Origin of the sequence: Pseudodesulfovibrio cashew (genome assembly GCF_009762795.1) — a bacterium.
Taxonomy (GTDB): domain Bacteria; phylum Desulfobacterota; class Desulfovibrionia; order Desulfovibrionales; family Desulfovibrionaceae; genus Pseudodesulfovibrio; species Pseudodesulfovibrio cashew.
This window is the reverse complement of the sequence record NZ_CP046400.1, coordinates 3,566,684-3,589,269: the sequence shown is the minus strand read 5'-3', so window position 1 is coordinate 3,589,269 and position 22,586 is coordinate 3,566,684. Positions and strand designations below refer to the sequence as shown.

Here is a 22,586-nt window from a genome sequence, read left to right as displayed (position 1 = left end):
AACCGCTGATTTCAGTCTCGGGGATAACGATATGATTTCTGAAAAAAAGGGGGCCGACGCTAGAACATGCGTCGGCCCCCGGTATTGTTGATTCTGTTTTATGGTCTTCAGACCGCCACTTTCATGATCACCTTGTGCAGCTCGCCTTCCGAGATCATGGGCAAGTGCCCGTCCTCGGGGAAGTAGATGCCGAACATGCCCGGTCCCACCGGCGTCCACACGGACGGCGCGTCGGGGTAGAACGCCACGTCGCTTCGCGGGTCGGAGGCCTCCGTGGCAGGGCCGAGATCCTTTCTCGCCTTCCAGCCGATGGTGTCCATGCCTTTCAGGACGAACTGGATGTCGATATAGCGGTCGTGCGTCTCAATGAGCGCATTCTCGGGCTTGCGTCCCGGTCCCATGGCCACCACGGCGTAGACGTTCTCGCCGTCCACTTCGTGCCTGCCCTCGGCGAGCCGGTCCAGACCGGGCTGCCGCAGAAAGGCGAAGGCCTTGGTGAAGTGCGGATTCATGGCCACATAGGCGTCCGCGTTTTCCAGGACGTCGAGGATCATTGTACCTTGGTCCTTTCGGCCTTGAGGGCCATCAGCAGTGATTCGTCCAGGGACGGATGGGAGAAGATCGTCTTGTGGACGTCCTCTTCGGTCCAGCCTTGTTCCACTATGAGCGTTGCCCCGAGGGTCAGCCGGGAGACATCGTGGCCCACGGCGGTGACGCCGACGACCTTGCCACCGGACCAGACCACCTTGACGAATCCCTGGGTGGCCGCGTGGGCCTGGGCCATGGGGTTGGCCGCCAGGGGAGCCTTGGAGACCTCGGCGGTGTCGAAGTCCATGAGGAAGGCCTCGTTGGGCATCAGCCCCACGCGCATGACTTCGGGCGAGCCGTAGAGCACGCTGGGCACCGGGCCGGGAGCGTAGGGGGTGTCCGCCTTGCCAGCGATGCGCGCGGCCACGTAGTGGGCCTGGTGCGCGGCCGCGTGGGCCAGCTGGATCTCGCCGTTGACGTCGCCGATGGCGTAGATGTTCGGTGCGGCCTGGAGGTGTTCATCCACCTTGACCTTGTTGAAGAGCAGCTCCACGCCCGCTTCAGCGAGTCCCATGCCGTCGGTAACCGGACCGCGTCCCACGGTGACCAGAATCTTGTCCGCCGTGATCTTTTCGCGGTTGTCCAGGGTCAGAACGCCCTGGCCGTCCACGGTAGTGACGCCCGCCACGCGCTGCTCCAGGAGCACATCCCATTTCCAGCGCTTGAATACCGAGTGCAGGGCCGAGGAGACTTCGGGGTCCTCCAGCGGGGCCACTCGGTCCATGGCGTCGATGACCGTGATCTTCGCGCCGAAGCGGTGGGCCACCTGGGCCATTTCCAGGCCGATGAAACCCGCGCCGACCACGATCAGCGAGGAGGGCATGGTTTCCTGTGCCAGGAACATGTCGGAGTCGAGCACGCACTCGCCGTCCGGTTCCAGGCCGGGGAAGAAGATGGGCTTGGACCCGGAGGCCAGGATCAGGTTCTTGTATTCCAGCACCTGTTCGCCGTCAGCCGTGTCCACGGTCACCTTGCCCTCGCCGGTCAGCTTGCCGAAGCCCTCGACCAGGTCCACGCCCAGCTTCTTGAGCTGCATGGCCATGGCCTTGCGGGTTCCGGACAAGTGCTTCTGCACCCGCGCCTGGAGGGCCGGGAAGTCCACCACGACCTCGCCGGAGGCGACCTTCATCTTGGCCTGATTGCGCAGCTCGTCGATGGCCGAGGTAGCACCCAGCCAGAGCTTGGTGGGGATGCAGCCCCGGTTGAGGCAGGTGCCCCCGAGGAAGTCCTTCTCCACCAGCGCGGTCTTCAGTCCATATCCGGCGGCGGCCACGGCAGCGTCAAACCCGCCGGGGCCTGCGCCGATCACCACGAGATCATAAGTCATCGGTCAGCTCCATGGAGCGCGCCGCACGGGTTTCGTCCAGCCGGGTGACCGGCAGGGTGACCGGAGCGGTGGTTATGGCCTCGGGGGTGGTGTCGACCAGCTCAGCGATTTCGATCAGGTCGTCGATGAACCGGTCAAGGGTCTCCTTGTTCTCGGTCTCGGTGGGTTCGATCATGATCGCTTCGGGCACGATGAGCGGGAAGTAGACCGTGGGGGCATGGTGGCCCTTGTCCAGCAGCGCCTTGGCGATGTCGATGGCGTGCACGCCCGCCTTGGCCTGTCCCGCGGCGGAGGCCACGAATTCATGCATGCAGATGCGGTTGTAGGGCACCTCGAAGTGGTCGGCCAGCCGCTTGCGCATATAGTTGGCGGCCAGGACCGCGTTCTCGGTGGCCCGGGTAAGGCCGGGGCCACCCAGTCGCAGCATGTAGGCGTAGGCCTTGAGCACTACGCCGAAGTTGCCGTAGAACGGGGCCACGTAGCCGATGGATTTCGGGTGCTTGTAGTTGAGGCGGAACTGGCCGTCCTCCTGCTTTTCAACGCGGGAGATAGGCAGGTAGGGCACGAGCTTTTCGCTGACGCCCACCGGGCCGGAGCCGGGACCGCCGCCGCCGTGGGGCGTGGCAAAGGTCTTGTGCAGGTTCAGGTGGACGATGTCGAAGCCCACGTCGCCCACGCGCATCTTGCCCATGATGGCGTTGAGGTTGGCTCCGTCATAGTAGAGCAGGGCGTCCACCTCGCGGAGCATCTCCACGATCTTGGGCAGGTTTTTCTCGAACAGCCCCAGAGTGTTGGGGCAGGTCATCATCATGCCCGCCACTTCGTCGTCCAGGACTTCGGCCAGGGCCTCGGGGCTGACGATGCCGTCCACCGATTCGATGGAGATGACCTCGTAGCCCGCGATGGCGGCGGAAGCCGGGTTGGTGCCGTGGGCCGAGTCGGGCACGATGACCTTGGTCTTCTTGTTGCCCTTGTCCTTGTGATAGGCGGCCATGAGCATGACGCCGGTCAGTTCGCCGTGCGCTCCGGCCATGGGGTGCAGGGTGTAGGCGGCCATGCCGGTGAGTTCGGACAGGAGCCGCTCGGTCTCGAACATGACCTCCAGCGCGCCCTGGCAGAGTCCGCCGGCACCCTGGAGCTGCGGCAGCACCGGGTGGAGCCGGGTGAAGCCGGGCAGGGCAGCCACGTTTTCGGTGAACTTGGGGTTGTACTTCATGGTACAAGACCCCAGGGGATAGAAGTTGCCGTCCACGCCGAAGTTGCGCTGGGAGAGCTTGGTGAAGTGGCGGACCACGTCCAGTTCGCTGGCCGAGGGCAGGCCTATCTCGCCCTGGCGGAGCAGTTCGGCGGGGATGTAGGCCTCTTCGGCCATGCCTTCGCAGGGCCAGCAGCCTTCGCGCCCGGCTACGGATTTATCAAAGATGGTCTTCATTTGAGCGCTCCTTTGAGCATCTCGGCAAAGATGCCGATCTGTTCTTCGCTGGTCTTTTCGGTGCATGCCACGAGGAGCCCGTTTTCCAGGTCCTTGTAGTAGCGGCCCAGGGGGAAGCCTGGCACATAGCCGCGCTCGGTCAGCCGAGCGATGGCCTCGTAGGCGTTAATGGGCAGGGTCACGGCGAATTCGTTGCCGAAGGGGCCCTTGGTCAGCATTTCCACGCCGTCTATGGCCGTGAGCCGTTCGGCGCAGACGTGGGCGCGCTCCACGGACACGCGGGCGGCCCGCTTCAAGCCCATCTCACCCAGGGCGCACATGTGCACCAGGGCGCGCAGGGCGCAGAGCGACTGGTTGGAGCAGATGTTGGAGGTGGCCTTCTGGCGGCGGATGTGCTGCTCGCGCGCCTGCAGGGTGAGCACGTAGCCGGTGCGGCCCTCGGAGTCCTCGGTCCGGCCCACGATACGGCCCGGCATCTGGCGGACCATCTTCTTGGTGCAGGTCATGATGCCCAGGTACGGACCACCGAAGGAGAGTGGCAGGCCCAGGGACTGCCCTTCGGCCACGGCGATATCCGCGCCCATGTCTCCGGGCGTCTTCAGCAGGGTCTGCAGCACCGGGTAGGAGGAGATAACCGACACGGCCTTGTTCTCGCGGCATGCGTTGAACAGCTCGGTGAAGTCGTTGATGGAGCCGAAGAAGTTCGGGTTCTGGACCAGCAGGGCTGCGGTCTCGCCGTCAATGGCTGCCTTGAGCCCTTCGATGTCGGTCTGGCCGTCCTTGTGCGGCACGGTGACGAATTCGATGTCCAGGTTGGAGGTGTAGGAGGCGAGCATGACCCTGTAGATGGGGTTCAATGCCTCGGAGACGACGATCTTGCGTCGCTTGGTCTTGCGCACGGCCATCATCAGCGCCTCGTACAGGGCGGTGCCGCCGTCGTAGACCGATGCGTTTGCGCACTCCATGCCCAGGAGTCGGGTGATAGCGGTCTGGTATTCGAAAATGGCCTGGAGGGTGCCCTGGGAAGCCTCGGGCTGATAGGGAGTGTAGGCGGTGTAAAATTCGCCGCGCATGGTCAGCGCGTCTACTGCCGCCGGGATGTAGTGGTCGTAGAAACCCGCTCCCAGGAAGCTGACGCGGTCCGTGGCGTTTCTGGCGGCCATGGCCTCCAGCTTGGTGAGCACGTCCATTTCGCTCAGCCCCTCGGGCATGTCGAAGCTCGCGGGCCGCATATCGCTGGAGATCTCGGCGAAGAGGTCTTCGATGGAGTCGACCCCGATGGTGGCGAGCATGTCACGGACTTCATCGTCCGTATGCGGTACGTAAGGCATGTGGTTTTTCCTCACGGCTGCCCTTGGTGCGTATTTCCCGGGTCGAACGATCGGGATGCCGGAGCCTGGGTGTCGGCCTGGCGGGCGCTGCGGGCAGCCTGTATGATGTCGTAAAAGAAGGGCCGGGACGGTTCGTCCCGGCCCTGAAAAGCGCTTAGTGGGCCTCGGATTCTACCAGAGAGGTGTATTCCTCGGCGTCCAGGAGCCCTTCAGGCTCGCCCTTGATCTTGAACTTGACCATCCAGCCGTCGCCGTACGGTTCTTCGTTGACCTTTTCCGGGGCGTCCTCCAGCTCTTCGTTGACCTCGATGACCTCGCCCGAGACCGGGGAGTAAATTTCACTGGCGGCCTTGACCGACTCGACGGAGCCCATCTCGGAACCGGCCTCGAAGGTGTCGCCGACTTCAGGCAGTTCCACGAAGGTCATATCGCCGAGCTGCTCCTGGGCGAAATCGGTGATGCCGACAGTGGCCACGTCGCCTTCGATCATGACCCACTCGTGGGATTTGGTGTACTTCAGATCTTCGGGAATCATATTCTCTCTCCTCTTGAAAGTGGTATATTGCAAAGTTGCCAATCAAGCCCTTTTAACACGGGAAAAAAATGTTGAAAACAGTAAAAAAAATGACGCTTTCCGCTCTGTTTTCCCACTTGAGCGAATAAAGCGCCCAATCCGCCAAAAAGATGACGCGGGGTGGCTTTTTCGGTCGAGAAATCGGCAGCCTGCGGTAATGGAATTGAGACAGTAAAGCGGCCTCCTGGCCGGTGTGCGGTTTATGATGGAAGTAGTATTACGAATCGCGTTGACGATAACACGAAGCGGGTGTAGTTTCGGTTCGGTTATGAGCACAACACGTCTTACCGTTCCCGATCCCGGATCGCGCGTGGAGGTGGCCGTGGACGGCCGCGTCTGGCTGTTGGACCGAGCCGCCGACATGGAGGCGCTCTGGGACGCCATGGGCGACGACGATTTGGATGAGGATGAGCGGCTGCCGTACTGGGCCGAGGTCTGGCCTGCCAGCGTGTTGCTGGGGCGGCACATCCTGCGCAACGCGGATCGCCTCAAGGGGTGCCGTTGTCTGGACATCGGCTGCGGGCTCGGACTGACCGGCATGATCGCCGCCGATGCAGGCGCGCAGGTCGCGGCCTTCGACTACGAGTGGCCCGCCGTCAGCTTCGCCCGGCACAATGCCGCACTGAACAAAGTGGAGCAGCCTCTCTGGCTGGTCATGGACTGGCGGTATCCCGCCTTGGCCGAAGGCGTATTCGACTTCATCTGGGGCGGAGACGTGCTCTATGAAAAGCGGTTTTTCGACCCCCTGATCAGGCTTTTTCGCCATGCGCTCGCGCCGGGCGGCAAGATCTGGATCGGAGAGCCTGTGCGCACTGTGTCCCGCCCGGTGTGGGACGAGTTGCGCGCCGAAGGCTTTGCGGCAGAAAAGCTGACCGTGGAAAAGGTCGCCCTGTGCGGCCAGAACGCCACGGTAAACCTGTGGGAAATCACCATCCCCTAGATTGGAGGACATATGGGCAAGACAATTCGTTTCGGCGTTTCACTGGATTCCGACCTGCTGCAGAAGTTCGACGAGCACTGTGAGGAGCGCAGCTATCAGACCCGCTCCGAGGCCATCCGCGATCTGATTCGCAACACCCTGGTACAGCGCGAATGGGAACAGGCCGAAGGCGATCTGGCCGGGACCCTGACCCTGGTCTACGACCATCACAAGTCCGGGCTCTCCCAGCGGCTGACAGAAATCCAGCACGACCACCACGATGTCATCCAGTCGTCCCTGCACGTGCATCTGGATCACCACAACTGCCTCGAAGTAATCATCCTCAAGGGCGATGCCGATGTCATCAAGGCTCTGGGCCAGAAGCTCATCTCCACCAAGGGCGTCAAGCACGGCAACCTCGCTTTGACCACTACCGGCAGGGATTTGATTTAGGCGGCCCCAGGCCCCATCCCCTCTCCCCTCCTGAACTTTTGGCGCGCCTTCGGCGGGTTTGGGTGGGGTGAGATAAAAAGTCGCTTTTGCAAAAAGCGAAGTGCAAATTGTAAGTTTCAACAGCCGATTCAGACGGAATTAATCTAGGTATTACAAATGGAAGACGTACAGAAGCACCAGGCGGCCATCGCCATGCCCATCGACAGGGTGGGTGTGAAGGGACTGCGCCTGCCGATCATTGTTAGGGACCGGCAGTCCGGCATCCAGCACACCGTGGCCCAGGTATCGCTTTCGGTGGACCTGCCCGCCAAGTTCAAGGGCACGCACATGAGTCGATTCGTGGAGGCGTTGGAGCACTGGTCCGGCGAGCTTGACTACAACTCCTTCCGGACATTGCTTGATGATGTGGTGGTGCGGCTTCAGGCCCGGAGCGCCCATGTGCGGTTCGTATTTCCCTTTTTTCTGCGCAAGCAGTCCCCGGGCAGCGGGGCGAGCGGGTTCATGGATTACACCTGCCGTGTGGACGGCAAGCTCAAGGACGGCAAACTGACCTTCACCCTGGGCGCGGACGTGCCGGTGATGACGGTCTGCCCATGCTCCAAGGCCATTTCCGAAGAGGGCGCGCACTCCCAGCGGGCCGAGGTCCGCATCCGCACCCGCTTCAACGGTTTCCTCTGGCTTGAGGACCTGATCGAGATCGGCGAGCGGGCCGGTTCCTGCCAGTTGTATTCGCTGCTTAAGCGTGAGGATGAGAAGTTCGTCACCGAGGCGGCCTTTGCCAACCCCACCTTCGTGGAGGATGTGGTCCGGGAGGCCGCCAAGGGATTGGACGAGCACCCTCAGGTTCACTGGTACACCGTGGAGGTGGAGAGCTTCGAGTCCATCCATAACCATTCGGCCTTTGCCGTGATCGAGAGCGGTTCCTGATCAGGGCGCGGCCTTCTCTCTTCAGCACCGGGAGGGTGTCATGAAACGTTTTCTTCCCTTCATCTTCTGCCTTTGTCTGGTCCTTGCCGCCGGTGCGGCCCAAGCCGGGGAACAGGAACCCTTCGTGGTCCATTTCGTGGTCATCGGCAAAGTGCTGCCCGACGGTTCGGACAGCGCGCCCCTGATGGACGAGTTCAAGCTGGAGGTCCTCAAGCTGGCCGGCGGATTCACCGAGCTCGGTCCCACCCGGGGCGGTTCCCTGCATGACAACGTGGTCCGGAGCGAGGAGAACGTCTCTTTCATTATCGGCGCGAAAAAGGACATCTCCGTGGAGCTCAAGGCCCTGACGGACCGCTTGTTCAAGGACGGCGGCGCATTCATCATGTCCTGGCCGGGCAAAGTGCTGTTTTAGGCATCCTTGCGTCTTTGGGCCGATCCGGGTATCCTGATTTCAGGCTGCTTCCTTCGATGCTCGCGAAGGGGTGATCCATCATGATCGATACCAATCTCTCGGCGCTGGACGCGCTGGGCACGACCCAGCAGGTCTCGGCCAATAATATCGCCAATGTCTCCACCGAGGAGTTCAAGGCGTCCTCCGTGTCCCTTGAAACCGGGCCGGAGGGCGAGGGCGTGCGCGTGGCCTCCATCAATGAGTCGACCACGTCCGGCCCCGTGGTGGACGGGGTGGAGCAGTCCAACACCGACATCGGCACGGAGATGGTGAACATGATGACCACCAGCCGTGCCTTCTCCGCCAATACCGCCTTCATTCGCGCCTCCGAGGAGATGACCGGCCACCTGCTGAACATGATCGCCTGACCCGGCGGCTTGACATCTATCGAATCCGTGTCTTACGGTCTATCATGGCCCGTCTGCGCGCGCCCCACATTATGGAGCGCCCCAGTGCGGGCCATACTTGCGTTGAAAGAAAATCCAAGACCCCGGAACATTCCCCGGATTCCTGAATACCCTCCCCGCCGAAGGCGCATCAAAAAGTTTAGGAGGGGAGAGGGGAGAGGGGATGGGGGACCGGGGGAAGGGGAGAGGGGAAGCCCTTTACAAAGGGTTCCCCTCTCCCCTTCCCCCGGCCGCCGGAGGCATCTTCCGCGTAGCGGGAGCAAAGGAGACTGCATCATGACCGTAAAGACCAATTTTGACGTTATTATCGTGGGCGGCGGCCCGGCGGGACTGTTCGCCGCGTATTATCTGGGCGAGCATTCGGATCTGGACGTGCTGCTTATCGACAAGGGGCGGCGTTCGCTCAAGCGCAACTGCCCGCTCTCGGGCGACCAGGAGTGCATCAAGTGCCGCCCGTGCAACATCTTGTGCGGCGTGGGCGGGGCCGGGCTGTTCTCGGACGGCAAGCTCAATTTCATCCACAAGCTGGGCAAGACCGACCTGACCCAGTTCGTGGGGACCTCCGAGGCCCATGCGCTCATCGACGAGACCGAGGAAATCTTCAACCGCTTCGGCATGGACGGCAAGGTCTTCCCCACGGACATGGACAAGGCCAAGGACATCCGCAAGCAGGCGCGCAAGCACGGCATTGACCTGCTGGTCATCAAGCAGAAGCACCTGGGCAGCGACAATCTGCCCGGACACATCGCGGGCATGGCCGACCATATTCGGGAGCAGGGCGTGTTTTTCCATACCTCGGAAGAGGTCAGGGACGTGCAGGTGAGCAAGGGCAGGGTCACGGGCGTGACCACCAACCGGCGCGAGTACACGGCCAAGAACGTGATCCTTGCTCCGGGTCGCGTGGGCGCGGAGTGGGTGGCTGGCGTGGTCCGCCAGCACGGCATCGAGGTTTCCCAGCGGGGCATTGAGGTGGGCGTGCGCGTGGAGGTCCATAATGAGATCATGCAGGACCTCTGCTCGGTCATTTACGACCCGACGTTTTTTGTGCGCACCAACAAGTACGACGACCAGACCCGGACTTTCTGCACCAACTACGGCGGTTTCGTCGCCTTGGAGAACTACCAGGATTTCGTCTGCGTCAACGGGCACGCATTGATGAACACCAAGTCCGAGAACACGAACTTCGCGTTTCTGTCCAAGGTTGTGCTCAACGACCCTGTGGAGGACAACCAGGCGTATGGCGAGTCCATCGGACGGCTGGCAACGCTGATCGGCGGCGGCAAGCCCATTCTCCAGCGGTTCGGCGATCTGCGGCGCGGGCGGCGGTCCACCTGGGACCGGATCGGCAACGGGTACATCGAGCCGACCATGAAGAACGTGGTGCCGGGCGACATCGCCATGGCCCTGCCCGAGCGCATCGTTACCAACCTGATGGACGGGCTTGAGCAGTTGAATAATGTGGTGCCGGGCGTGTCCAACGACGAGACCCTGCTGTATGCGCCGGAGATCAAGTTCTTCGCCACTCAGGTGGAGACGGGCAAGCATCTGGAAACGGCGGTGGAAGGGCTGTTTGTGGCCGGTGACGGCCCGGGCGTGGCCGGCAATATCGTGGGTGCGGCGGCTACGGCGCTGATTCCGGCGAAGGAAATTCTCCGGCGAAGTTGAGTATGGGGCGGGATTGGTTGCAACAGCTTGTCCCGCCCGCTTTTATTTTATTCGTACCTGGGCTATATGTCCCGGCATGAAGTGGCATTTCCCCTGCATCGTGGGCCTCGTCTGCCTGTCATGCGTCCTTTTCCTTTCGCAGCCGTCCGTCGGGTCGGATGCGGAGGAACGGGACCAGGGAGTGCTGTCTGTTCTCTACCTGGAGTTTCCGCCTTATTACTTCACCAATCCCCATGGCCAGGCGGACGGCATCCTGTTGAACCTGGCGCGGGACATCTTTCGCGAGGCAGGGATCGGGACGAGGTACGCATCCATGCCCGCCAAAAGGGTGCTGGAGAATTTTCGCAAGGCAGGAGATTCCGACCGCTTCGCATCGGTTGGGTGGTTCAAGACCCCGGAGAGGATGGGGTTCGCCAGGTTCTCCCGCCCCATCTACCAAAATCGTCCCTTGGTCATCCTGTTTCTGGAAAAGCACAGGGCCCTCTTCGAGAAATACGAAACGTTTGAGCAGTTGACCGCTGATGGAACCCTCACTCTCGGTTTGTTGGACGGGTACTCCTATCACACCGCCTTGGATACCATGATCCGGCGCAGTTCCACGCGGAAGCGCGTGGTGGTGGGGGAGTTCCCCCAACTGGTTCGTATGCTGGCCGCTGAACGGTTCTTTTACATCATCGTCGCGCCGGAAGAGGTCGACAGGTTGATTGAGGCGAGCGGATTGCCGAAGGGGCGTTTCATGAGCAAGGCCATGCGAGATATTCCTACTGGCAACAAACGGTATGTGATGTTCAGCAAGGGGGTGCCGGATTCCCTCATTGAGCGTGTGAACATGGCCATTGGCCGGGTGGTGGGGGAGAAGTCGGAATAGCGGCGTGGCGCGGGAGCAAACAGTGCGTTTGGCGATGGGTGAGCTGCGCCGTATTTTTGCGGATTTTTTATCAAAATCATTTCTCTGCCATTGACATGGCGTCATTTTCTTGACAGGGATGATGTATATTAATGTAGCAGCCCCGAACCGGGGCTGTCTCCCAGACGGTACAGCCTGCGATTTCGGAGGACAGATGGCGCTCAACCTGGACGGTATCATCGGGGATAGCCCGGCGCTGACCCAAGTTTTCAAGGTCCTTGGCAAGGTGGCCCCCACGGATTCCACTGTCCTTGTCACCGGTGAATCCGGGACGGGCAAGGAGCTGCTGGTCCGCGCCCTGCACGCCAACTCTTCCCGCCGGGGCAAGGCGTTCGTGCCCATCAACTGTGGCGCCATCCCCAAGGAACTGCTGGAGTCCGAACTTTTCGGCCATGAAAAGGGCGCATTCACCCATGCCATCCGCACGCGGCAGGGGCGTTTCGAGCTGGCCGACGGCGGGACCATCTTTCTGGACGAGATCGGGGAGATGGACCTGAGCCTTCAGGTCAAGATCCTGCGTGCCCTCCAGGAGAAGGAGATCGAGCGCGTCGGAGGTACGTCGGTCAAGAAGGTGGACGTCCGCGTGGTGGCGGCCACCAACCGCGAACTGGAGGACGAGGTCCGTGCGGGCCGGTTCCGCGAAGACCTGTTCTATCGCCTCAACGTCATCCCTCTGCATCTGCCGCCCCTACGGGAGCGCGGCAACGACGTCCTGTTGCTGGCCGAACATTTTCTCAAGGGCCACTGCTCCAGCAAAGGGCGCAAGCCGCTTGTTCTGTCCGACAAGGCCAAGGAGATGTTTCTGACGTATTCCTGGCCCGGCAACGTCCGCGAGTTGGAAAACTTCATGGAACGTCTTTCCATCCTGTGCGACACGGATGAAATCCTTCCCGAGGATCTGCCGGAGAAGATCTTCCTCGATATAGGCGAAAAGCCGTTGAAGAGGGTGGAGGAAACGGTGCCCATGCGGCCCGCAGGGTTCGAGTGGCCTACGCTCAAGGACATGAACGACGAAGGATTCAAGCTCAAGGAATTCCTGGAAGCCATCGAAGGGCGATTGCTTGCCGAGGCCATGGAAGGCGCTGAAGGGGTCAAGAACAAGGCCGCCGAACTGGTGGGCATCAAGCGGACGACCCTGATAGAAAAGTTGAAGAAACGAGGGCTGTTGTAGGGAACCGGAAAATTCGTTTAGCACGCCGTTTGCATAACTGTTGGCCGTGACTGAAAAAAACGCCAAATTGACACTCTGGGCCTTTTGTCTGGCCTTGCTTGCCGGGTGGTTTATCCCTTCCCCGGCGGCTGCGTTGCGGGTTGCGTTTCAGTCGCAAGGCGATGCGGATAAGATAACTTTTTCGTTTGATTCAGGTGTGTTGCCGGATGTCGATGTCCGCCGGACCGGTCCTGAATCCGTGGTCGTGGGGTTGCCCTCAGACATCTGGGACACCGAGCCCAAGCCGAGCGGCAGGGATTACCCGGGCAAGCTGGTCAAGGGGCTGAAAACGATTCCGGGTGGCCTGGAATTGACGCTGGGCACCAACGCTTTCGGTTATATCAAGGTCCCGGTGCCGGGAAAACCGCAACTGGTTCTCCAGATTTTTCGCGATCCCATCGGCGCTCGGTGGAAGGCGCCGGACGCTCCTCCCGCCAGACAGGCCGCTCCGGCAAAACCTACACCCGGGCCCGCACTCACGCCCGCTCCCGCTCCTGCGCCTGGGGCGGCTCCCGCCGTCGAGCCGCCAGCGGTGGCCGAGTCCACCGGTGCGGTGCAGCAGCCTGCCGTGCCGGCAGAAACCGAACTGCCCGCCGACGACGGCCAGCACAAGCCTTTCTTCGCCGTTCCCTATTCCGTTCGCAATCAGGTGACTCCTCCGGGGGCTACTCCGCAGGAGACGCCTTCCGCCAGCGGTGGACCTGTTACTTCGCCGCAAGCCGTGCAGCCCGCGCCGCAGGCCGTGCAACCGATTTCCAAGCCGGAGCTCTCCGGAGTGGATCAGGGCGTGTATCCTGAGGGAAGTGAGCTGCGCTTCAAGGCGGTGAACAAGACCGCCGACGAAGTGAAGTTTGCAGAGCTGGCAGGCACAGGCTCGGCAGGTGTCGCGAGCGCTATTGAGCCTCAGGCGACGCAGGGAGCCGGTCAGGTCGGCGGCTCGGTGGCCTCGCCTTCGTCTGCGGTGGTTTCGGAAGTTTCAGGCGACGGGCAGGCTGGGGGTGGTGTAACGCCACCGTCGTCTTCCGTTGCTGTCAGCGGAGAGGGGCAGGCCGGTGGCGGCGTGACGACCCCTCCCACAGTCGTGCAGGGCGCACCGCCGCCCGAACCCACCCCGGAAGAGGCCGGACAGCAGCTTTCGGTCCAGGAACAGATGGCGCAACATGAGGGAGCGACGGCACCCCCCGCTGAAACAGGAGAGGCAGCCACGCCCGCAACGGGGCAGGAGTCGGCCGCCGCTCCCGGAGAGGGCGCGACCGCAGAAGCGCCGGGCATGGACAACGCCACAGCCCAGGCCAAGGCGCGTGAGGAGGCCATCCGCAGTCAGCTCTACGAAGCGCAGTCGCTGATGTTCAATGGCGCGTTGGACAAGGCCCTGCCCATGTACGAGGATATCCTCAAGCAGCCGGACGTGCCCGACGACGTGCGTGAGGAGACCCTCTACGCCGTGGCGGACATCAAGAAGGAGATCCACAAGGACGAGCTGTCCGATTACTTCGATGAAATTTCCCAGGCCTACCTCGAGGCCATGAACGCCAACCTGCGTTCCAACCGGGTGCCGCGCGCCCTGCTCAACCTTGGTCTCATCAACCTCCAGGTGGGCAACTTCCCGGAGGCCAAGGCGTACTTCAAGATACTTCAGGAGAAGTATCCCGACGACAACAACATCCCGTCCATCAGCTACTATTGGGGTGAGTATTACTACAGGAAGGGCGATTACAAGAAGGCTGCCGACCAGTTCCAGTACCTGATCCAGACCTATCCCGAGCATGAACTGGTCAAGCAGGCCGCCTTTTATCTGGCCGATTCGCTGAACCGGACAGGCTTTGTCGATCAGGCGTTTCAGATCGTGGACTACATCGATAAGCGCTGGCCCGACTACTATATGGAAAACCCCCAGTTCCTGCGCCTGGCGGGCAACGTGGAGATGAAACTGTCCAAGTGGCCCCAGGCCAAGAACCATTTCTTCACCTACTACAACCTGAACCCGGAGGCGGACGGGGCGGACGTGGTGCTCGCCCGCTTGGGTGACGTCTACGTCAGGCAGGGGCAGAAGGATGCCGCACGGCAGATTTATGAAAAGACCATCGCCGATTACCCTGACAAGGAAGGCGGGCTGGTGGCGAAAATGCGGCTCGCAGAGGAGGGGATTTACGATGCGCCCGCCATGGACGATATGGCGTCCGTGTTCAACCGCCCCTATAACAAGCGCCCGGAAAATATTTATAAAGAGATTGTGGAGGGGCATCCGGACAGTCCGCTGGCTCCCATCGCCCAACTCAAGCTGGCCATGTGGTACGCCTACAACAAGAAGTACCCGGAAGCGCTCTCGGCAGCTCAGGACTTCATCGAGAAATATCCCAAGAGCCCGCTCATCGATCGGGCACGGCGGCTCGGAGATTCGGTCTTTGCCCTGGCCGTACCCGGCATGGTCGGTGAGGAGCGTTACGGACGTGTGGTACGCTACTGGGAGACCTACGACTTCATCGGTCAGGAGGACACCCGGGTGGACGAGCGCACCCGACTCAACGTGGCCTTGAGCTACTGGAAAGTCGGCCAGCCCGAGAAAGCCCTGGAGATCATCAAGCCCTACCTGACTAAACGGCAGATGCCCGGCATCTCCGACGAAGCCCTCGGGCTTGCGGTGAACATCTACCTCGACCAGTTGGCGTGGAAGGATATCGCCGACCTGGTGGCCATGGCCAAGAACAACTGGAAGCTCAAGCCTGCTCAGCTCCGCCAGTTGGACTACGCACGGGCCATGTCGTTGCAAAACCTCGGCGAGGATAATCAGGCCCAGGTGCTGTGGGCTGAACTTGCCAAGGATACGGCGGTGGAGCCCGCTTTTCGCGCTTATGCCATGTACTACATGGCCAAGGCTGCCATGGAGCGGCAGGATCTGCGCAAGGTTTTCGTCTACTCCCAAGAGGCCCTTTCGCTCCTGCTCCAGACGGACGGTGATCCCGAGAAGATCAAGGACGCTGTGCTGATGTCTATCTACGCCACCGAACGCTCAGGACGATACGAGGAAGCTCTCAAGTGGGCTCGAGAGTACGACAAGTACATCACCCCGGACAATCCGGAGTGGGCTTCCACCCGGTTCAAGCTGGCCCGCATCTACCGCAAGGCCGGGGCTATGGATGAATGGAAGCAATTGCTCACCGACATCATCGAGAAGAAGCCGGATTCACTCCAGGCTCAACTGGCCAAATCCGCCCTGGACACGTATGCGCTGGAGCAGCAGGTCCAGCAGTATTCTCCGGCCCCCCAATAACTTTCACTTCTTTCGCCTTGTGCGTTTTCCATGTCTTATTGTGGAGACCTGCTTGCCGTCACGGAATGTGTACGCTGCGGGTTGGGGAGAGCGGCAAGTTGTGGTATGTTCGGGACATCAATTTTCTGTCACACGCATAGAGGTGAAGATTATGCAGAGACAACCGGTAGTTGCCGGACGGTTTTACGAGGCCGACCCGGAGCGCCTGAACGGGATGGTGGACGGATTTCTCGGGCTTGCCGAAGCAAGGCGCGATGAGCAGACGCTTCTGGCTATGGTCCCCCATGCCGGGTATGTCTTTTCCGGCGCGGTATGCGGAAGGACGCTGGGCGCGGCAAACCTGGCGCGGACTATTGTGATGCTCGGGCCCAACCATACTGGCAAGGGCGACCGGTTCGCGCTTTGGCCCAAGGGTAGATGGGCCATTCCTGGCGGTGCGGTCTCCGTGGATGCTGCCCTGGCCGAGACCCTGCTTGAGGCCGACCCCATGCTAACCCCGGACACGGCGGCTCACCTGGAAGAGCATTCCCTGGAGGTGATTCTGCCTTTCCTGCGCCGTCTCGATCCTGAAACAGTCGTGGTGCCCATAGCGGTGTCAGGCTATGTCTTTGAGGATTTGAAGCGAGTGGGGCAGGCTCTGGGGAAAGTTTTGGCCGGACTAGGGCGTCCCGCGTCCATCGTGGTCAGTTCGGATATGAGCCATTACATCCAGCATGACGAGGCCAAGGCCCGGGATGCGTTGGCTCTTGAGGCAGCGGTCGCTCTCGATCCGCGCGGCCTCTTTGACGTGGTCCGCAGGAACAACATTACCATGTGCGGGGTCCTGCCCATGGTTACCGGATTGTACGCGGCCCTCGAGATGGGCGCCACGTCGGGCGAGGTGGTCAGCTATGCCACCTCCGGCGAGATCTACGGCGACTATGACCAGGTCGTCGGCTACGCCGGGGTGCTCGTTTCTTAGGGGCTTGTTCCCCGCTAGAGCGGGAGAGCGTAAATGAATATGGCGCCGACGGGTTTCAGCTCGTCGGCGCCGTTTTTTCTGATACCATGTCCCGGCTTTGTTGATCCGCAACCTGCGGAACGGTCAGATCTTTCAGGAGCCTTTCAGGTAGCCGATCGAAACTTCGCCATCCTTGACGATAACCGGGATGCGCCTTTTGCCTTCGGAATATTCGAGCATGGCGTCCAGATTTTCTTTGGAGAGCAGCACGTCCACGAACCGGGCTCCGGGGTGGGCGTCGAGGGCCCGCCTGGTGTGTGGGCAATTCGGCTTGCCGTATATCGTGGTTTCGCTCATGAGTATTCTCCTGTTTAGAAACATGTTATCATTCTGGTGATCTTTCTGTCCAGAAATGCCTGGGGACGAGTGAAAGGTCTGGATGAGCGGCGGACGCATGTCACGTTTCCCAGTTTTTCGAAAATCATCGCGTGCAGATATTTTCCGCGTTATGTCATATTTGAAAAATCTTTTGTGGGGAGTGCCGTGGGTACCTATTGGAAGCATATTGCAATCTGGTTGGTCGTCAGTACGTTGTGGGGCCTGCTCGCGTTTCATTTGTATGAAAGTTCGCAACGGGACCATCGCATGGATTTTCGTCGGCAGGCCTTCGTCGAAGCGCGGATTACCCATGATAACGATCTGGAGACACGCCGTTGGGCCACTAGAATCGGAGGGCTCTATGCCCGAATTTCTGAGGTGTTACAGCCCAATCCCTACCTGGAGGTTCCTGAGAGGGATGTCGTCACCACCTCGGGCTTGAAACTGACGCTCGTCAATCCGGCCTATATGCTGCGTATGATTCATGGGATGACCAAACGCGACAACGGCATCAGGGCGCACATCACGAGTCTTGAACCGCTTCGCCCGGAAAACGCTCCCAAGGAGTGGGAAGCCCGGGCTCTGAAGACCTTCCGTACCGGAGATGAGGAATTTCACGAAGAAACGGTATTGGACGGAAAGCCGGTCCTTCTCTACATGCGTCCGATGATCACCGAGGAAGGGTGTCTCTACTGCCATGGCAAACAGGGATACAAGGTAGGAGATATCCGAGGTGGCATTAGCGTGACCGTGCCGCTGACGAAATATGATCAGGCCGTCGAACTCGCAGGCGAGGGAGCGTTCCGCAGATACAGTACCATGTTTTTGGTGGGAGAATCCGTCCTCTGCCTCATGCTCGCTCTTTCCATCTGGAACGACAGGCGCCGGAACCGGATTCTGGCCAGGCAGAAGCAGATCGAATCACAGTTGCGAAAGAGCGAGCAGCGCCACCGCATCATTCTGGACAACTCGCCTTTGGGCATGATCCATTTCGCAAGCGATGGAGAGATCCTAGACTGCAATGCCCGTTTTGCCGAGATGATGGGCTGCCCTGTCGATAAGCTAATCGGATTCAACACGGCCAAACAGTCCTATGGCGAAATGGTCGATGCCATCAACAAGGCGCTTGGTGGGGAGAGGTCCGTGTACGAGGATTACTACACCTCGGTCAACGGGGGCGTGACCACTTATCTGCGTGTGGTTTTCAACCCGGTCAACCCCGGTCAATCCCCCACCGAGGTCATTGCCACCCTGGAGGATTTCATCGATCGCAAGAAGGCGGAGGACGAGTTGCTCTTCCAGTCCGAGATCAATGAGGCCTCGGCGGACATAGCGAGCGCTCTCACTCAGCCGGAAGCGACCATCGAAAGTATTTCCAGTCGCGTGCACAAGCATATCCTGCGGATCAGCGAGAGCCGGTTCGGCTATGTTTCTTCCATCGATCCTGCTTCGGGTGACAACGTCTGCCATACCCTGTCCTATGAAATGGGCGGGGAGGTAAAGACCGTGGACAATCAACAGATTGTCTTCTCCCGGGGTAAAAATGGCTATGAAGGGCTGCACGGATATTGCCTTAATACGCTGAAGCCGTTTTTTACCAACACTCCGTCCGATCACTCTTCATCCAAGGGGGTGCCCGGGGGACATATGCCCCTTGAGCGATTCCTCTCAATCCCGGCGGTGTACCAGGGAAAATTGTACGGTCAGATCGCTCTGGCAAACAGTCGCCGCGACTACTCCGAGCGCGACATCAAGGCCCTGCAGCCTCTGGCCAACCTTTTTGCCATGGCCATTCACCGTATGCGGATGGAATCCGCCTTGCGCACGGCCAAGAATCAGGCGGAGATCGCCAGTCAGGTGAAGTCCGAGTTTCTGGCCAACATGAGCCATGAAATCCGGACCCCGCTGAACGGAATTATGGGCATGCTGCAATTGTTGGCCGAAACCGGGCAGGACGACGTTCAGCGCGAGTACACTGACATCGCCATCCAATCCTGCCATCGACTGACCGGGTTGCTCAGCGACATTTTGGACCTTTCCAGGATCGAGTCCGGCAAGTTGGTGATCAGGGAAGGCGTTTTCTCTCTTGCTCAGCTTTTCAAGTCCCTGGAGGATATATTCCATATCCAGGCGGGAAAGCAGGGCATAATCCTCAAGGCGGACTTTGACGAAGAACTCCCGGAATATCTTGTGGGCGATGAACTACGTCTACGCCAGATCCTCTTCAATTTAGTGGGCAACGCCCTCAAGTTCACCGAAGAAGGGATGGTTTCCATCAGCGCGGAACCGGTATCGGGAGGCAGGGTGCTGTTCGTCGTGAGTGATACGGGCATCGGCATTCCGGAGGACAAGCTGGAAACGGTTTTCGAACCGTTCACCCAGAGCGATTATTCCATTACCCGTGAGTTCCAGGGGGCCGGACTCGGTCTGAGCATCGTCAAGCGGCTGGTCAAGCTCATGGACGGCTCCTTGTCGGTGGAGAGCGAGCTGGGCGTGGGCACCACCATTCATCTGTTGCTTCCGCTTGCTCAGGGCGAGCCGGAAGAAGTTCATTCTCCTCAAGCCCCGGCCAAGGAAAAAGTTCAGGCTGAAGCCAGGATTCTGGTTGTCGACGACGACTACGTCAGTCGACTTGCCCTGACCCGTCTGTTGGAGAACATGGGCGCCACGGTTACTGCGCTGGATAACGGCGGGGACGCCGTGCGGGCCGTGGAAAAAGAGGCCTTTGATCTGGTGTTCATGGATATTCAGCTACCCGGCATGGACGGGACCGAAACCGCCAGGCGGATCCGGGAAGTGGAAAAGCCGGGTGAGGAAAATCCCCTCATCGTCGCTGTCACGGCTCACGCCATGGTCGGCGACAGAGAGCGTTTCCTCGAGGCGGGTATGGACGCCTATCTTTCCAAGCCGGTTGATTTCGAGAAGGTCAGCAGGATCTATCAAAAGCTGCTCCGCAACGAATAGAGCGGCAAAGACATCAACAAAAGAAAGACCGCCCGGTCCGGCATGAGCCGGACCGGGCGGTCCAATTATTCGGGGTATCGGAGGTTATCTCCGGCGTCCGCCACGATCGTTACGACCACGGTCATTACGGCGTCCGCCACGGTCACCACGGTCACCGCCGCGCGGGGCCGGGCGCTTGAAGTCGTCCAGGTTCACTTCCTGGCCGGCTTCTTCCATCAGCCACGCCTTGCGGGAGAGACGGATGCGTCCGCCGGGCTCCAGGGCGATGCACTTGACCATGACTTCCTGGCCGAGCTGAACGACGTCTTCGACGCGTTCCACCCGATCGAAGTCGAGCTGGGAGATGTGCAGCATGCCTTCCTGGCCGGGCAGGATTTCGACCAGTGCGCCGACCTCGAGGATCTTGCGCACGATGCCCTTGTAGTTCTTTCCGGGTTCGGGCTTCTGGTCGTAGTAGAGGACCATCTCCTTGGCCTTTTCCATGGATGCCATGGTCGGGGCGAAGATGGAGATCTTGCCGGAATCCTCGATGTCGATGTCTGCCTCGGTCTCGGCGGTGATGGCCTTGATGTTCTTGCCGCCGGGTCCGATGACGGAGCGAATCTTCTCGGGATCGATGTGGACAACGGCCATCTGCGGGGCCAGCTCGGAAAGCTCGGCGCGGGGCGCGGCCAGCACCTCTCCCATGTGGTCGAGGATGTGGGTACGGGCTTCCTTGGCCTGGTACAGGGCCTTCTTCAGGACGTCCTGCGGAATGCCGGAGATCTTGATGTCCATCTGGATGGCGGTGATGCCGTCACGGGTGCCGGCCACTTTGAAGTCCATATCGCCCAGGGCGTCCTCGTCACCGAGGATGTCGGTCAGCACGAAGTACTCGTCGCCTTCCTTGCACAGACCCATGGCGATACCGGCCACAGGCTCGGCGATGGGCACGCCCGCGTCCATCAGGGACAGGGTGGCGCCGCAGACCGAAGCCATGGAAGAGGAACCGTTGGACTCCATGATCTCGGAGACCACGCGGATGGTGAACGGGAATTCGTCCTGGTCGGGCAGCACCGGGGTGATGGCGCGTTCGGCCAGGGCTCCGTGACCCACTTCGCGGCGGGAGGTGCCGCGCAGCATGCGGGCTTCACCCACGCAGTACGGGGGGAAGTTGTAGTGGAGCATGAAACGCTTGGTGGCGTCGCCCAGCAGGGAGTCGTAGCGCTGCTCGTCGCGGGTGGAACCCAGGGTGGCCACTGCCAGAGCGCTGGTTTCGCCGCGGCGGAAGAGCACGGAACCGTGGGTCTGGGCCAGCACGCCGGTCTCGATGGAGAGCGGGCGGACCGTGGTGGTGTCACGGCCATCGATGCGAAGACCCTCATTGACGATGCGGGAACGCACGATCTTCTTGGTCATGTCGCCAATGACGCCGGAGACGCCCTTGAGCTTGGCTTCGTCCTCGGGGAACTTCTCGGCCACGGCTTCCTTGGCCTTATCCTTGGCCGCATCCTTGGCGGCGTAGCGGACCAGCTTCTCGGGGGTGGTCAGGGCCTTCTCCAGATCCTCGGAGATGAAGTCGCCCAGGAAGTCGACCAGCTCCTGGTCCTTCTCGGGGGCTTCCACTTCGATCTTGGGCACGCCGACCTTTTCACGCAGTTCGTCCTGCGCGTCGAAGAGCGGCTTGACCTGCTCGTGGCCCCAGGCCAGGGCGTCGGCTACCAGGTCTTCGCTGACGAAGTTGCCGCCGCCTTCAACCATGACCATGGCGTCGCGGGTAGCGGCGAAGACCAGGTTGAGGGAGGAGCGTTCCTCGATGCCCTTGTAGGAGGGGTAGAGGACGAACTCATTGTCCACGTAACCCACGCGGGCACCCACGATGGGGCCGAGGAAGGGCATCTTGGAGATGTGGCAGGCCGCGGAGGCGCCGGTCAGGGCCAGGACGTCCGGGTTGACGTGCTTGTCAGCGGACAGAACCGTGGCGATGATCTGAACCTCGTCGGCGAAACCGTCGGCGAACAGGGGCCGAATGGGGCGGTCGATAAGGCGGGAGACCAGGGTCTCACGCTCGGACGGACGGCCTTCGCGGCGGAAGTAGTTACCGGGCACGCGGCCGGCGGCGTAGGCCATTTCCTGGTAGTTGCAGGTGAGCGGGAAGAAGCCCCGGTCGATTTCCAGCGGCTGGGTCACGGCGGTCACCAGAACAGTGGTCTTGCCGGACGAGATGGTCACGGCGCCGCTGGCCTGGCGGGCGTATTTCCCGGATTCGATGGTGATGTCCATGTCGCCGATGGTGGCGGTGACGCTGGTCGCGTCGAAAGGAATCATTGTCATAAGTGATTTCCTACCTTGTAAGGTAATAGGTGAATCACTTCCTGCGTAAGTTCCCTCGGTGTAGGGTTAGCCGGCTTGGGGAGGAGCTTTTGGGCAATTGGAACCAAACGGTCCCAAAAGCGCCTTCCGCAGCCAACTAAACGTCGAGAGGAGGAAACGGCTTGCCTGAAGACGGCACTGCCGCAGAAAGTGACGAAACGGGTGGGGGAGACCGAAGTCTCCCCCTTGAATTCAATTGTGAAAGAACTACTTGCGCAGACCGAGCCTGGCGATCAGGTCGCGGTAGCGCTGGATGTCCTTGTTGGCGAGGTACTTGAGCATCTTGCGGCGCTGGCCGACGAGCTTCAGCAGACCGGTGCGGGAGTGGTGGTCCTTCTTGTGGGTCTTGAAGTGGTCGGACAGGTACTGGATGCGTGCGGTGAGCAGGGCGATCTGGACCTCGGGGGAGCCGGTGTCGCCTTCGCAGGTCTTGTACTCGTCAATAATCTTTTGCTTGTCTTCAGCAGTCATGGCCACAGCAATATCCTCC

At 60.7% G+C, this 22,586-nt stretch carries 19 protein-coding genes; 11 read left to right on the top strand and 8 right to left on the bottom strand.

The features are described from left to right. Positions 1–107: 107 nt before the first annotated feature. The 5 genes from GM415_RS16445 to gcvH all read right to left on the bottom strand — a co-directional run bounded on the left by GM415_RS16445 (position 108) and on the right by gcvH (position 5,213). The gene (locus GM415_RS16445) at positions 108–554 is read right to left on the bottom strand and encodes a NanQ anomerase/TabA/YiaL family protein (protein WP_158950088.1); all 447 of its coding nucleotides are present in this window, start codon (positions 552–554) and stop codon (positions 108–110) included. Beyond that, a complete protein-coding gene (locus tag GM415_RS16440) occupies positions 551–1,915 on the bottom strand; it encodes a dihydrolipoyl dehydrogenase family protein (protein ID WP_158950086.1) in 1,365 nt (454 codons plus the stop codon). Before GM415_RS16440 ends, GM415_RS16445 begins: the two co-directional genes overlap by 4 nt. Further along, positions 1,905–3,347: an aminomethyl-transferring glycine dehydrogenase subunit GcvPB gene (gene gcvPB, locus GM415_RS16435; protein WP_158950084.1), complete on the bottom strand. Its 1,443-nt coding sequence runs from the start codon at positions 3,345–3,347 to the stop codon at positions 1,905–1,907. Before gcvPB ends, GM415_RS16440 begins: the two co-directional genes overlap by 11 nt. After that, the gene (gene gcvPA, locus GM415_RS16430; RefSeq protein ID WP_158950083.1) at positions 3,344–4,678 is read right to left on the bottom strand and encodes an aminomethyl-transferring glycine dehydrogenase subunit GcvPA; all 1,335 of its coding nucleotides are present in this window, start codon (positions 4,676–4,678) and stop codon (positions 3,344–3,346) included. The genes gcvPB and gcvPA overlap by 4 nt, the downstream gene beginning before the upstream one ends. A gap of 154 nt (positions 4,679–4,832) precedes the next feature. Continuing rightward, positions 4,833–5,213, bottom strand: a complete 381-nt coding sequence (gcvH, locus tag GM415_RS16425) for a glycine cleavage system protein GcvH (RefSeq protein WP_199244307.1) — start codon at positions 5,211–5,213, stop codon at positions 4,833–4,835. A 307-nt stretch (positions 5,214–5,520) separates the two neighbouring features. On the opposite strand from gcvH, the gene GM415_RS16420 reads away from it, so the two are divergent. The 10 genes from GM415_RS16420 (at position 5,521) to amrB (ending at position 16,423) form a co-directional block, all read left to right on the top strand. Beyond that, on the top strand, positions 5,521–6,192 hold the full coding sequence (locus GM415_RS16420) for a class I SAM-dependent methyltransferase (protein ID WP_158950082.1): 672 nt from the start codon (positions 5,521–5,523) through the stop codon (positions 6,190–6,192). Between the two features lie 12 nt (positions 6,193–6,204). Further along, positions 6,205–6,624: a nickel-responsive transcriptional regulator NikR gene (gene nikR / locus GM415_RS16415; protein ID WP_158950081.1), complete on the top strand. Its 420-nt coding sequence runs from the start codon at positions 6,205–6,207 to the stop codon at positions 6,622–6,624. 156 nt (positions 6,625–6,780) lie between these two features. Beyond that, positions 6,781–7,551: a GTP cyclohydrolase FolE2 gene (gene folE2, locus GM415_RS16410; RefSeq protein WP_158950080.1), complete on the top strand. Its 771-nt coding sequence runs from the start codon at positions 6,781–6,783 to the stop codon at positions 7,549–7,551. Positions 7,552–7,591: 40 nt separating this feature from the next. Beyond that, positions 7,592–7,963: a hypothetical protein gene (locus GM415_RS16405; RefSeq protein WP_158950079.1), complete on the top strand. Its 372-nt coding sequence runs from the start codon at positions 7,592–7,594 to the stop codon at positions 7,961–7,963. A gap of 80 nt (positions 7,964–8,043) precedes the next feature. After that, positions 8,044–8,370 (top strand): flagellar basal body rod C-terminal domain-containing protein, encoded by a 327-nt coding sequence (locus tag GM415_RS16400; protein WP_158950078.1) that lies wholly within the window; start codon positions 8,044–8,046, stop codon positions 8,368–8,370. A 315-nt stretch (positions 8,371–8,685) separates the two neighbouring features. Continuing rightward, entirely contained in the window at positions 8,686–10,074 is a 1,389-nt protein-coding gene (locus GM415_RS16395) for an NAD(P)/FAD-dependent oxidoreductase (RefSeq protein WP_158950077.1), read from the top strand. 76 nt (positions 10,075–10,150) lie between these two features. Next, complete coding sequence (locus GM415_RS16390) at positions 10,151–10,942, top strand: substrate-binding periplasmic protein (RefSeq protein ID WP_158950076.1); 792 nt, start codon at positions 10,151–10,153, stop codon at positions 10,940–10,942. Positions 10,943–11,135: 193 nt separating this feature from the next. Beyond that, complete coding sequence (locus tag GM415_RS16385; protein WP_158950075.1) at positions 11,136–12,152, top strand: sigma-54 interaction domain-containing protein; 1,017 nt, start codon at positions 11,136–11,138, stop codon at positions 12,150–12,152. Positions 12,153–12,348: 196 nt separating this feature from the next. Further along, entirely contained in the window at positions 12,349–15,462 is a 3,114-nt protein-coding gene (locus GM415_RS16380; protein ID WP_242012285.1) for a tetratricopeptide repeat protein, read from the top strand. 151 nt (positions 15,463–15,613) lie between these two features. Continuing rightward, a complete protein-coding gene (gene amrB, locus GM415_RS16375) occupies positions 15,614–16,423 on the top strand; it encodes an AmmeMemoRadiSam system protein B (protein ID WP_158950073.1) in 810 nt (269 codons plus the stop codon). 132 nt (positions 16,424–16,555) lie between these two features. Here the strand turns inward: amrB and uxx1 are convergent, their stop codons facing one another. After that, a complete protein-coding gene (gene uxx1 / locus GM415_RS16370) occupies positions 16,556–16,759 on the bottom strand; it encodes a UXX-star selenoprotein family 1 (protein ID WP_158950072.1) in 204 nt (67 codons plus the stop codon). A 288-nt stretch (positions 16,760–17,047) separates the two neighbouring features. On the opposite strand from uxx1, the gene GM415_RS16365 reads away from it, so the two are divergent. Beyond that, positions 17,048–19,744: an ATP-binding protein gene (locus GM415_RS16365; protein ID WP_242012284.1), complete on the top strand. Its 2,697-nt coding sequence runs from the start codon at positions 17,048–17,050 to the stop codon at positions 19,742–19,744. A gap of 84 nt (positions 19,745–19,828) precedes the next feature. Here the strand turns inward: GM415_RS16365 and pnp are convergent, their stop codons facing one another. Together pnp and rpsO are read right to left on the bottom strand one after the other, a co-directional pair. Continuing rightward, positions 19,829–22,057: a polyribonucleotide nucleotidyltransferase gene (pnp, locus tag GM415_RS16360; RefSeq protein ID WP_158950070.1), complete on the bottom strand. Its 2,229-nt coding sequence runs from the start codon at positions 22,055–22,057 to the stop codon at positions 19,829–19,831. 246 nt (positions 22,058–22,303) lie between these two features. Beyond that, on the bottom strand, positions 22,304–22,573 hold the full coding sequence (rpsO, locus tag GM415_RS16355) for a 30S ribosomal protein S15 (RefSeq protein WP_158950068.1): 270 nt from the start codon (positions 22,571–22,573) through the stop codon (positions 22,304–22,306). Positions 22,574–22,586: the final 13 nt, after the last annotated feature.